11 protein-coding genes and 3 pseudogenes are annotated in these 11,222 nt (G+C 48.7%); 10 read left to right on the top strand and 4 right to left on the bottom strand.

What is annotated here, in order from left to right:
• On the bottom strand, window positions 1–272 hold a 272-nt coding region (locus ACTHTQ_RS10410; RefSeq protein ID WP_440363867.1), incomplete at its 3' end, for a DUF4376 domain-containing protein.
• Window positions 273–313: 41 nt separating this feature from the next.
• Between ACTHTQ_RS10410 and terL the strand changes: the two are divergent.
• From terL to ACTHTQ_RS10370, 8 genes and pseudogenes are all read left to right on the top strand, one after another.
• A pseudogene (gene terL / locus ACTHTQ_RS10405) lies at window positions 314–1,665 on the top strand (phage terminase large subunit).
• On the top strand, window positions 1,662–2,321 hold the full coding sequence (locus tag ACTHTQ_RS10400; RefSeq protein ID WP_440363866.1) for a hypothetical protein: 660 nt from the start codon (window positions 1,662–1,664) through the stop codon (window positions 2,319–2,321). The pseudogene terL and the gene ACTHTQ_RS10400 overlap by 4 nt, the downstream one beginning before the upstream one ends.
• Before the next feature lie 533 nt (window positions 2,322–2,854).
• Window positions 2,855–3,571: a LexA family transcriptional regulator gene (locus tag ACTHTQ_RS10395; RefSeq protein ID WP_440363865.1), complete on the top strand. Its 717-nt coding sequence runs from the start codon at window positions 2,855–2,857 to the stop codon at window positions 3,569–3,571.
• A gap of 77 nt (window positions 3,572–3,648) precedes the next feature.
• Window positions 3,649–4,161: pseudogene (locus ACTHTQ_RS10390) on the top strand (HipA family kinase).
• A gap of 19 nt (window positions 4,162–4,180) precedes the next feature.
• Window positions 4,181–4,369, top strand: a complete 189-nt coding sequence (locus tag ACTHTQ_RS10385; protein WP_440363864.1) for a HipA family kinase — start codon at window positions 4,181–4,183, stop codon at window positions 4,367–4,369.
• On the top strand, window positions 4,366–4,713 hold the full coding sequence (locus ACTHTQ_RS10380) for a DUF3037 domain-containing protein (RefSeq protein ID WP_440363863.1): 348 nt from the start codon (window positions 4,366–4,368) through the stop codon (window positions 4,711–4,713). The genes ACTHTQ_RS10385 and ACTHTQ_RS10380 overlap by 4 nt, the downstream gene beginning before the upstream one ends.
• Window positions 4,714–4,800: 87 nt before the next feature.
• Window positions 4,801–5,181: a hypothetical protein gene (locus tag ACTHTQ_RS10375; protein ID WP_440363862.1), complete on the top strand. Its 381-nt coding sequence runs from the start codon at window positions 4,801–4,803 to the stop codon at window positions 5,179–5,181.
• 428 nt (window positions 5,182–5,609) lie between these two features.
• Window positions 5,610–5,996 (top strand): annotated as a pseudogene (locus ACTHTQ_RS10370) (hypothetical protein); the annotation flags it as partial.
• A 148-nt stretch (window positions 5,997–6,144) separates the two neighbouring features.
• Here the strand turns inward: ACTHTQ_RS10370 and ACTHTQ_RS10365 are convergent.
• Complete coding sequence (locus ACTHTQ_RS10365; RefSeq protein ID WP_440363861.1) at window positions 6,145–7,053, bottom strand: Dyp-type peroxidase; 909 nt, start codon at window positions 7,051–7,053, stop codon at window positions 6,145–6,147.
• A gap of 103 nt (window positions 7,054–7,156) precedes the next feature.
• On the opposite strand from ACTHTQ_RS10365, the gene ACTHTQ_RS10360 reads away from it, so the two are divergent.
• Both ACTHTQ_RS10360 and ACTHTQ_RS10355 read left to right on the top strand, forming a co-directional pair.
• Window positions 7,157–8,245 carry a metallophosphoesterase gene (locus ACTHTQ_RS10360; RefSeq protein WP_440363860.1) on the top strand — a complete coding sequence of 363 codons (1,089 nt, stop codon included), beginning with the start codon at window positions 7,157–7,159 and terminating at the stop codon, window positions 8,243–8,245.
• Window positions 8,246–8,385: 140 nt separating this feature from the next.
• Window positions 8,386–8,976 carry a LemA family protein gene (locus ACTHTQ_RS10355; protein ID WP_440363859.1) on the top strand — a complete coding sequence of 197 codons (591 nt, stop codon included), beginning with the start codon at window positions 8,386–8,388 and terminating at the stop codon, window positions 8,974–8,976.
• A gap of 107 nt (window positions 8,977–9,083) precedes the next feature.
• Here ACTHTQ_RS10355 and ACTHTQ_RS10350 read toward each other — a convergent pair whose 3' ends face one another.
• Together ACTHTQ_RS10350 and patB are read right to left on the bottom strand one after the other, a co-directional pair.
• On the bottom strand, window positions 9,084–10,196 hold the full coding sequence (locus ACTHTQ_RS10350; protein ID WP_440363858.1) for an SGNH/GDSL hydrolase family protein: 1,113 nt from the start codon (window positions 10,194–10,196) through the stop codon (window positions 9,084–9,086).
• Window positions 10,193–11,221 carry a peptidoglycan O-acetyltransferase PatB gene (patB, locus tag ACTHTQ_RS10345; protein ID WP_440363857.1) on the bottom strand — a complete coding sequence of 343 codons (1,029 nt, stop codon included), beginning with the start codon at window positions 11,219–11,221 and terminating at the stop codon, window positions 10,193–10,195. Before patB ends, ACTHTQ_RS10350 begins: the two co-directional genes overlap by 4 nt.
• Window position 11,222: the final 1 nt, after the last annotated feature.

Genomic DNA, 11,222 nt, shown 5'->3' with positions numbered 1-11,222 from the left:
TGCTCGTAGTTAGCTGTCCAGCCGTCCGAATAATCGTATTCCAGCGGATTTTCGGCCTTTAACATGGCGGCTTTATGGCGTTCGGCGTTGGCAAAGTCGGCCTGCTCATCCAATACCATCTGCGTAGGCATCTCATCCAGTAGCTCGCGGGTCATGAGGACGAAATCGTTTTCCATCGTTTTCCAGCGTAACCCCACCGGCAACTCTTTCATGGTGCGCAGTAGGATGTATTGGGTGCAGCTCTCATCGTTGGTGTGAAACCACTTACCCACGCTTTTGACAAATACCCCAGGAATCATACGGCAGCTTGTATATGTTTACACGCTGGATGTTTTATCAAAAACGTGGCTATATTTGGCAGCGAGCGAATCATCACGCCCTAATCTGTAACGCCCTAGAACGTGTTTTCAACGGCGAAACAAAACGCTTGATTATTAATATTCCGCCGCGATACTCGAAAACGGAAATCGCGGTCGTGAACTTCATCGCGTGGGCGATGGGGTGCGTGCCGGATTGTGAATTTATTCATGCGAGCTATTCGGCTACGTTGGCGGTCAATAACTCCGTACAGATTCGGAATTTAGTGCAAAACGAAGAGTATCGGGCAATTTTCCCTGATTTAGCACTTGCAAGCGAGAGTAGCCATCACTGGAAGACGACTGCCGGCGGCGTGATGTACGCAACAGGTACGGGAGCACGATTACCGGCTTTGGCGCGGGCAAACACCGCGAGGGGTTCGGCGGCGCAATCATACTGGACGATTTGCACAAGGCCGACGAAGCACGAAGCGAGGTCAGACGGCAGAATGTTATCGACTGGTTTCAAAATACGCTGGAATCACGGAAGAACAGCCCCGATACACCGATTGTCGTGATTATGCAAAGGTTGCATGAAAACGATATTGCAGGATGGCTGCTTGACGGCGGCAACGGCGAAGAATGGGAACATTTGTGCTTACCAGCGATTCAAGATGACGGCACGGCGTTATGGCCTGAAAAGCACGATATTGAAACACTGCGCCGAATGGAACAAGCCGCGCCGTATGTGTTTGCCGGGCAGTATTTGCAAAAATCTGCACCGCCTGATGGCGGTACGTTCAAACCTGACAATCTGCAATTCGTGAAAGCCCTGCCCGCAGGGAATATCCGATGGATCCGCGCGTGGGACTTGGCTTCGACCGCAAACGATGGCAACTATACAGCAGGCGGCAGGCTTGGCGTAACAGAAGATGGGCGGTATATCATCGCCAACGTCGTGCGCGGTCAGTATGGCGCGGATGAACGGGATAGGATTTTGAAAAACACGGAGCAAAAAGACGGCGTGAAAACAAAAATATCCATTCCGCAAGACCCTGGTCAGGCTGGTAAATCGCAAACACTATATCTGACCCGTCAATTGGCGGGTTTTTCTGTATCTGCCAGCCCTGAGTCGGGCGATAAGGTGACACGAGCCGAGCCATTCGCGGCACAGGTCAACATCGGTAATGTGATGGTGCTGGATGACGGCACATGGGACACAGACGCGCTGATTTCAGAAATGCGGATGTTCCCAAACGGTCAGCATGACGACCAAATCGACTGTTTGAGCCGCGCGTTTGGCGAGTTACTAGACACCCGAACGGGCATGATTGATTACCTGCGTTCGCAGGTCGAGGCAAATAAATGAGTAAAAAGACACCTTTATCACAAGGCTTTATTGCCCGCGTTGCCGCTGGTGTCCGTTACGCCTTTACCGGCAACGCGGACGGGTGGTTTGACGCAGGCGAGCCTTTAGCCCCTGTCGCACAGCAGGCAGAGGGGCGGCGGTTTGATTATGAGCCGTTCTACAACGTCGGGCATTCTAAGCCGCGTGAACGTGAGGCTATAGGCTTTACACAATTACGCGCCCTTGCCGATAACTACGATGTACTGCGTTTGGTTATTGAGACGCGCAAAGACCAAATGGAGTGCCTAAAATGGACAATCCAAAAGCGCGATGTCGAATCAACGGCAAACAACGAATCGCAGCGCAAAGACAGAAAGATTGACGAAGCTATTGCGTTCTTTCAGTCGCCTGACAAAGAGCATACATGGGCGGACTGGCTGCGCATCTTGCTGGAAGATTTGTTTGTCATTGACGCGCCATGTATCTATCCGCGTAAAACACTGGGCGGCGACTTATTCGCCCTTGAAGTGATAGACGGCGCAACAATTAAGCGCGTATTGGACAATACAGGCCGCTTGCCAGCACCGCCTGATACAGCGTATCAGCAAATCTTGCACGGCATGGCGGCGGTTTCACAATTTCAGCCCACTTATTCAACGCTTCCTGCGTTTTTTTGACATCTTCTGCTTGCATATAAGCCAAGACTTTCAACCGTGCTTCATACACCTTTGCGCAATTAATTATCTTCTTGCACTGTGTCTGTTTTTGGTCTATCATATTCACTCCTTTTGTTGCAGGCCTCGTGCCTCAACCCTGTCCCACGTTCCTGCGTGGGGCTTTCCTTTTCAACTCCGACCAAATCTCGTACCCGCCATTCCCGACGGGCTTTTTTATTTGGGTTGATCGTCTGATTTCTTTGAGTTCAAAAACAAGTCGGGATATTTCAGCTTTATCCGTGCAGGTATTCCGCGCTTCGTCCAATTGAAAACGCATTGAGGGCTATTCCCCGTTATTCGACCAATCTCCGCGTAACTGCCGATTGATTGCAACAGGCGTTTGTCTTCGCTGACTCTTTTATCCATAAATAAACCAAATATTTAAATCTAATGCCAATATTAAACACTATGTTTAGATAAAAATCAAGTCTTGCTTAACAACATTTTGTTTAAATATGGGAGAATAATTAAACCAACTGCGAATAGGATTAAAAATGACAATGCACGAAACAACTGACAGACTTTTTGAGATGGCCAAAGAGCAGGGAGTTTTAAAGCCGGCTGATATAGCAGAGCGTCTAAATATCAGCCAGCAGGCGTTGAAAAACTGGGAAAGTCGAGGTATAGCGGCAAAGGCGTTGCCTGAAGTAGCAAGAGTATTCGGCGTATCGGAAACATGGCTGCGAACAGGAGAAGGCAGCCGAACCGTGCCCGTCCTTATTGACCCAGGCCTACCCCATGAAGTCAAAGACATTCACAGCCCGATGATGTGGAGCAGCAACGACCCGCTGCCGGAGGATGACTACACGTTTGTTCCATATCTAAAGGAAAGTTGTTTTAAAGGGGGAACCGGCGCGTATGAGATTCCAGATTACAACGGCTACCGCCTGCCGTTCGGCAAATCCACGCTCAAACGCAAAGGCATCAATCCCGACAACGTCTTCTGCTGCACCCTAACCGGCGACAGCATGGAGGAGAAAATCGCAGAAGACGCGGCAATCGCGGTAGATACAGGCGAAACCGCTATACGCGACGGCAAAATATATGCTTTCGCACAAGATGAGATGTTCCGCGTCAAATACCTGATACGGCAGCCCGGCGGCAATGTGCTGATTCGCAGCCACAACAGCGGGTTTTATCCAGACGAAACCGCCCCTTTGGACAGCCTGACCGTTATCGGCCGCGTCTTCTGGTGGAGCGTGTTGGATTGACAAAATCCGCCCTGGGAAAATCTCAAAAAGTCGGATTTACAGATTTACACAAAGTGTAATTTTCATAGGGAAAAGAAATGTTGCAGATACAGACAATAATGGACCGTGCAGAGCAAGGCATTACCTCGCCATTCATCTGTATGGCGGAGAATAGTCTGGAATATTTCGTCAAAGGGCTGCATGCCACCCGTGCGAGCCAAATAAACGAATGGATAGGTGGAAACATGGCGCAGGCTTTAAGTTTGCCCGTTGCCCCGTTTGACCTGTTGGAAGTCGGAGAAGAGCTGTATGAAGAATTACCCGCAAGGATGAAGGAAATCGGCAAAGGCATCTGTTTCGGCTCGCAGACGCAAAAAGGTTACGCATTGCTTGAGCCGGCGGACATCCCCTGAATCGATATAGTTATGCAGCGTCAAATCGCCACCTTCGATTGGTTTATCCGCAATGAAGACGGAACAATCGGCAACCCTAACCTTTTGTATAGAAATTGCGACAATCCCCTGATCGTCATCGACCATAACTGCGCCTTCGACACCGGCTTCAATCCAAAAAAACTTCCTGCAAAATCATATTTTCTCATCGGCATTTAAACAGGTTTTGGAAGACTGGGTGCTTCAGGAAGAGATGGAATTATGGCTGAAAAGCGCATTGCCAGCCTACAGAAAAGCGTGTGATAATCTGCCGCTGGAGTGGGCATGGGCAAACGAAGAGCGCGACCTGCCCGCCGCCTATAACCGCAGCTATACCGACGAAACCGTCCGCCGCATTGATAACGGAACACTTTGGAGCATCTCATGAACCAATATGCCATGCGTTTTGCCGTCATACGGTTTATGCCCTATGTCCAAACGCGCGAATTTGCCAACATCGGCATCATCATAACCCACCCTCAAAGCGGCTACTTCGACTTTAAAATCGAACAGCGCTACAGCAGATTGAGCCGTTTTTTCCGCCACTTCGAGCCGTTCGTCTATAAAGCGGCAACCCATGCCTTTGCAGAAGAATTACAGCGGATTAGAAAACTGGCGGCACACTCCGCGCCCGATCAGATACGCGCCATGCTCGACCATCTGACCCGCCCGCGCGAAGCCCTGATTATGGCCACCCAACCGGGCGTAACCCTCGCCTCCGACAGGGAGTAGGAACTGAACCGCCTGTTTGATTATTTTGTCGCTCACAGCTTTGCCAAAAGCCAACCCGAAGCAGAACTTACCCGCCAAATACAGGCAATGTTAAAGCCGCTTCAGACGGTATACCCCTTCAAAGAAAGCACAATCGGCGACCCGTCAGGCTTTCACGCCTCCATCCCCTTAGTGCAAAAGGCAGAAAACGGCGAAATACGGAAAATCATTAAGCCGATATATTTCGGACAAAAAGACCCTGCCGACATCTATCACAAGTCGGATAAGTGGATTGCCAGCATAAAACGGTTGCGGCGCAGCGGATACATCGACCGCTCTGAAATATTGTTTGCCTACGAGCCCCCGGAGTATCCAGACAAGGCACAACAAAAGGCATTGCTTGACGTGCTGGGCGATCTGAAGGAGCAACGTATACAGCTTGCCCGCAACAAGGACGACGCAATCATCAGAAACTTTGCCTCCGCCTGATTGCCCCGTTTTTAACTTGGTGGAATTTCGCCAAATTAAAACTGAAGCCGGCGCGTGTCAGATTAGCCTAACTTTGTAAAATTACCGATTTACACAAAGTGTAAATTTCAGGCCGTCTGAAATTCAGGCGGCCTTTTTCACGCCCGCTGAACCTGAAACGACACAAAACCGACATAACCGCCCGAAAGGCGGTTTTTTTGTGCCTTCGAAATTTCAAAAATAAATTCTTTTAATAATCAAAATTTTTATAAATTTTAAACAAAAATCTCAAACAGAGTGTTGCATATTATTAAACATTATGTTTAAATACACCCATCGAAGCAAAACACAGTTTCAACGGTTCTTTAAAAATTTGAAAGCGTAGTAACCGCCCTTCAGGTATTGCGTGAGCGGTAAATCAATTCGTCCGCCGTGTAGTCAAGGGGTTGATGATGAAACCGTCTGAAATGTTGAGAGTGGCAGGTAAACCAATCGCGTATTACCCGGAATTGGCAAAGCCTTTAGGCGGCGTGAACGCGTCAATCTTATTCAGTCATTTCTTCTACTGGCACGATAAGACACGGCATGAATTAGGCATTTACCGGACAGCGGAAGAAATTGAAATTGAAACTGGGCTATCCGTTCAAGAGCAAAGAACGGCACGGAATAAACTGAAAGAACGCGGTGTCTTGACCGAGACTGAAAAACGAATTGAACACCGCATTTACTACAAGCTGAATTTAGACGCTTTTGATGATTTGATGTTGCAACATTCGGGGAGTGAGGAATCAACAGCCGTTATAAGAACAGAAGATTTAACAGTATATACCCCCTTATCGGTTTTTATCGTTGTCTGTAATCAGGGTTTATTAAGAAATGATAGGATAAATTTCTATAATGATACCATAAAAAATATTAAGGGAATTTAAATAACAAAACCTGCCTTTGAAAAGGCAGGTTTTTTTTCAGACGGCCTGTGAGCCGTTAAAGGTTTTGCAAACGCTCGACAGAAGGTGCGTAGTAGTAAGCACCTGATACGGCTTTAGACAAATGTTTCAACAGCAAGTCGGTTTTGCCGTCTGCATCGCCGAACATATTGAGCAGTTGAACTTCAATATTGTGCAGCGTGTTGCAATAGGATGTGAACATCAAACCATGTTCGCCACTGAGTTTGCCGAAGGGCAGGCTGCGGCGGACAATTTTCAGGCCAATGCCGTTTTCTTTGACATTGACGCGGCCGAGATGGGAGTCGGGCAGGCGCACGTCTTTGCTGAATTCGTCATTGGCTTCTTTGCTGCGGCCCACGCAGGCTTCTTGTTCGGCAGTAGGAACGGCATCCCATTTTTTCAAATCGTGCAGGTATTTTTGCAGCAAAACATAGCTGCCGCCGGCATCCGGCTTGCCTTCGGGAATAATGGCAACATTGCGTACATTATCATCGCCCTGCGGATTTTCCGTACCATCGACAAAACCGTCCAAACCGCGGTCTTCATACAGGCGCAGGCCGTGTTCTTCAGTGGCTACGCGGATGCTGTCTCCGAATGCGCTGAAAACAGATTGAGCCAAGGCATAAGCGGCTTTTTGCTCGGTGGCTTGAATGTGGATATAGAGGTCGTGTTGGGTGGAAGGGGCGAGGCCGTTGCCAAATTTTGGGAAAGGTTTGATTTCTCTGCCTTCGTCAGTATGACCGAACGATTGCCATGCGCGGCTGCCAAAGGCAATGGTTAAACCCAAAATATCATTCGGAAAACGGGTTTTTAATTTGGCCAGTGCCTCCAAAGAAAGACGGCAGGCAGATTTGATGTCTTCGTTGCGGCCGTCTGAAATGTCTGCTTCGATAAAAATACCGGCTTGTGCGTGATCAGGAATAATGGCTGATTGGGGGTGGCTCATGATGATTCCTTTCAAAATATTATGGGTTTTTACGCGGGGGATTATACACTGAAAGTTTCAGACGGCCTAAAATCTGCCTTTTAATTTTTTAGGGCGGAAAGACATGTTTGGCAAGATGTTTTTTGTGAGCGTCATTCTGTTGCAAGTGTTTACATTCGGGCTTGGGCGTTCGCTGCAATGGCTGTTTGCGCCTTGGATTGGCAAAGTCGGCAGACGTTGGCTGATGGGTATTTCCTATTTCATTACAAACGGCTTGTTGGTCGGCTTGCTGCTGGAGTTGGGACATATAATGTTCCGCGTGGTGGCGTTTTGGATGGTGATCTTGCTGTTTGTGATGTATGCCGCGTTGGCGACATTTATCCTGTATCTTTTGCTGCGCCGTTTTGTGGCGCGCCAACCGCTGTCACGAAGCCTGCGGCTGTTTGCGCCTTTGTTTGTGGCCGGTTTGCTCGGTTTTGGGATGTATAACGCCTATACGCCCGTTGTCCGCCATCAAACCGTATTCATCAATAAGAAAATGGATAAGCCGTTGCGTATCGGCGTGGCCAGTGATTTGCACTTGGGGATTTTGTTCGGCACGCGTCAATTAGACAAGCTGACGGACATTATGAAGCGGGAACAAGTCGATATGGTGTTGCTGCCGGGCGATTTGATGGACGATACCGTCGATGCTTACCTTAAAGAAAACATGAAACCGCATTTGCAGAAGCTGACTGCGCCGATGGGCGTTTATGCCACTTTAGGCAATCATGACTGGTTCCGTGATCAGAAGCGTATCAAGCATGAATTGGAAGCGGCAGGTTTGACGGTTTTGGCCAATCAGGTTTTGGAAGTGAATGGTGTGTTGCTGGTAGGGCGGAGCGATGATTTGGATCGCAAGCGTCCCAGCGCGGAGCAGCTTTTGGAAGGTCAAAATACCCAATTACCGGTTTTATTGATGGATCACCGTCCTACTTCAATCGAAGCCCATGCCCGGCTGCCGATTGATGTGCAAGTTTCCGGCCATGTTCACAACGGCCAAGTTGCACCTGCCAACCTTATTGTCCGTACGCTTTATCGTCTTGCTTACGGTTATGAGGCGATCGGCAACGGCCATTTCTTCACCACTTCGGGCTACGGCTTCTGGGGCATTCCCCTTCGTTTGGGTTCGCAATCAGAAGTGTGGGTTATCGACATCAAGTCAAGGCATTGAAATAGAAATATAAACTTCAGGCCGTCTGAATTTCAGACGGCCTTTTTTATAAAAACTGGGAAAAAATATTGGAATTGGATTATAATCAATGTAAAAAATCAGCCACCGATATGAGTGGCATCATAACTAGGGAACTCACTATGGGCATTATTAGTCTTGCACTTATCTTCGTATCAATCGCTGCCGTCTTATTGTATTTCAAACAACAGTTGAAAGACCGCAAAAAAGACTGTCGCGAATCCTTTGTTTCTTTGCGCATTGCGCTCGACTGCCGACATCAGGCCGTCCGTCATGTATTGGATGCATACAGCAAACATCTGCAAGAGCAGGGCATTGTATCGGATCCAAACGTTCAGCAGATGTGTGCTGAAGTCGAAACCGCATTGGCGCAAACTGCCAAAACCTTTTCCGAATCCAAAATCAAACATCTGTGCGAAGCCGAAACAGCATTGAATTATGCGCTGAAAAAATTGCAAATTGCCGTCAACGGCCTTTTGAAACAGTATCCTGATGAGAAATTGGCCGGTTTGATGGAAATGCTGGATGCTGCAGAAGCGGAAGTCACATCGGCACGCCGCACTTACAACCGCAGAGCCGGAAGCTACAACCATCATTTGAACAAATTGCCCAACCGCCTTGTTGCCAAGCCATTAGGCTTTGATAAGCAGGCAAGATTGGTTCGTTTTACGGAAAACCAAACGCAACGAATGAGCAGCAATATGTTGGCTTAAAAATTAAGCAGTTTGCTGATAAGCGATAAACAAAAGGCCGTCTGAAATATTAATTTCAGACGGCCTTTTGTGTGCTGTTAATGAAAAATACTTAGGTTTTTGCCAATTTATTGGGCAAAGCGGATCAGGCTGTCGGCAAGCTTATCGGCTGCAGTTTCATAACCTTGTGCAGAGAAGTGAACGCCGTCTTTGGCTGCCAAGCCTTGAGCCATCCAGTTTTTCATGCTACATGCTCCGCCCATTGCATCCTGCCAAGACCAGAACATGATTTTTTCATCACGGGCAATACGTTGCTGCATTTGTTGTATTTCGCTGAGCAAGACAGGGCGGTTGCCGCAGCTGCCGTAGGCGGTTTTCAAAGATTCCGGAGCGCCGAGGATCAGGATACCTGCGTTGGGCAGGGTGTTTTTGATTTGACGGATGTAATTGCGCCATGTCTGCTCGGTAGAGGAAATATCGAGATTGCCGGAAAAGGCTTCATTGGTACCGTAGGCAAGGATGATTAAATCGGCTTTGGTTTGTGCCAAATCTTCCCACATGCCCGGCCGCCATTTTGACCATTGGGATAACTGCGCGCCGTTGATGCCCATAGCGGAAACGGTTATGCCGCGTCCGGGGCGTTCGATATTAATGAAACCGATTTGCCAAGGCATGCTGCTGCTGAGGGTCATCGGCAGGGAAGCATGGGTATGCAGCAGTTGCCAACCATTTTGTGTGGCAGGGATTTCACGGCCGTTGACGGTCAGGGTTTGCTCTGACCAAACGGGTTTGCCGAAAATGGAGATTTGTTGCATATCCATGCTGCCGTCGGCTGCGCTTAAGGTAACGCTGCCGCCATCAGCGCGTGCTTCAATACCGCCGAAAGAAAAATCGCTGTGTGATTTGCGGCTGCTGATGGTGTTCCAACCGCTGCCGTTGTAACGGACGGTTGCCATGCGCTGGCCTTTGACGGTATTAGGATAAACCCAACCGATGCCGCCATTGCCCCATTGTTGTTGCAAACGGCGACGCAGGCGGTCGGTGAAATAGTCGCCGGCGGTGTGTGAGTCGCCGACTTGGATAATGCGGAACTTGCCGTCTGAAGTATGGTTGAGCTGTTGCAGTTTATTCAGCCAGGCAGGGCGGTTGGAGCCGTAGTTGCTTAACAGGCCGTCATTGGTTGCGCAGGCGGTAATAGGGAGTGCGAGAAGCGTGAGGAGTAAGGTTTTATTAAATTTCATGGTTGTGTATCGTGTGTAAAATTAATTTTTTCCATAATTTTTCTGGCCAGTAGTTTTTGGCCTTCTGCGGAAAAGTGAATGCCGTCCTTACTGCGGTAACGGATGATTTTTCCATCTACTTTGACAGAGTCGGCATATTCTTCTGCGCCATTGCTCAACAGTTTGTCGGTCGGCAGCCAAATGGCTTGAGGCGACACCGTACCTGACAGGATTTTGTCGAGGTAGCGCATCTGTTCGTTGAGTTTGGCTTTTTTCATATAAGGAATGCCCAGCCAAATGACTTGGACATCATGTGCTGAGGCTGCATCAAGAATACGGCGGACGCGATTGAGGTATTCTGCCTCCCATTCGGGGGAGGCGAATTTCAGGTATTTTTTACCCATCGGGAAATCCCAAGGGTCGTTGGGGCCTAAGAATACAACCAAAACGCGGATGTCGGGTTCTTTTTGCAAAGTTTGTTCGATGGTTTTCGGCCAGTCGAAGAAATTAGGGTAGGATAAACCGGTACTTTGTTTGCTGAGGTTGACCGATTGTACGCCATATTCTTGCTTGAGGTGTTTTTGCACGAAAGGTGCAACGCCCTGCATCAGCGAGTCGCCGGCAAAGAAAACTTTATTGCCTTTTTTCAACACGACCTGTGTTGCCGACTGATCAACCTGATTGCTTGGCTCGCTGGCGGCGGTATCCGTATTGTTAGCCGCATCGGAAGCAGCAGAGCCTTTTTGATTGTCCGATACTTTAATGTTTTCCGTATTTTCAGACGGCCTTGCTGTTTCAATGCCAGAGTCTTCCGAAGCCAAAGCGTCTTCCGTTTCAAGAGAGGCTTTCAGGCCGTCTGAAAATTCGTAGGCTTTTTGTTGCCAATCCGCACCAATCCTCCACCAAGCGTATTCGGATAAAGGCTCAAGCGGACTGTTCTCATGATAGGTCTGCTGCCAATAAGCATTGATGGAGTTTTGGGCAAACCACGTCAGCGCAACCGCACTGAGCAGAATCGAAACAAACAGGGAGATAAAGCGTTTCATG

It is taken from the genome of Neisseria sp. P0020.S003 (assembly GCF_051957095.1).
Classification (GTDB): Bacteria; Pseudomonadota; Gammaproteobacteria; order Burkholderiales; family Neisseriaceae; genus Neisseria; species Neisseria subflava.
This window is presented reverse-complemented; position numbering and strand designations above follow the sequence as displayed.

Bases quoted from the DNA above. Each gene is read 5' to 3' on its own strand.
- ACTHTQ_RS10350 (WP_440363858.1), bottom strand. From the start codon at position 10,196: ATGAAATTTAATAAAACCTTACTCCTCACGCTTCTCGCACTCCCTATT.
- ACTHTQ_RS10355 (WP_440363859.1), top strand. From the start codon at position 8,386: ATGGGCATTATTAGTCTTGCACTTATCTTCGTATCAATCGCTGCCGTC.
- ACTHTQ_RS10360 (WP_440363860.1), top strand. From the start codon at position 7,157: ATGTTTGGCAAGATGTTTTTTGTGAGCGTCATTCTGTTGCAAGTGTTT.
- ACTHTQ_RS10400 (WP_440363866.1), top strand. From the start codon at position 1,662: ATGAGTAAAAAGACACCTTTATCACAAGGCTTTATTGCCCGCGTTGCC.
- ACTHTQ_RS10375 (WP_440363862.1), top strand. From the start codon at position 4,801: ATGTTAAAGCCGCTTCAGACGGTATACCCCTTCAAAGAAAGCACAATC.
- patB (WP_440363857.1), bottom strand. From the start codon at position 11,221: ATGAAACGCTTTATCTCCCTGTTTGTTTCGATTCTGCTCAGTGCGGTT.
- ACTHTQ_RS10365 (WP_440363861.1), bottom strand. From the start codon at position 7,053: ATGAGCCACCCCCAATCAGCCATTATTCCTGATCACGCACAAGCCGGT.
- ACTHTQ_RS10380 (WP_440363863.1), top strand. From the start codon at position 4,366: ATGAACCAATATGCCATGCGTTTTGCCGTCATACGGTTTATGCCCTAT.
- ACTHTQ_RS10395 (WP_440363865.1), top strand. From the start codon at position 2,855: ATGACAATGCACGAAACAACTGACAGACTTTTTGAGATGGCCAAAGAG.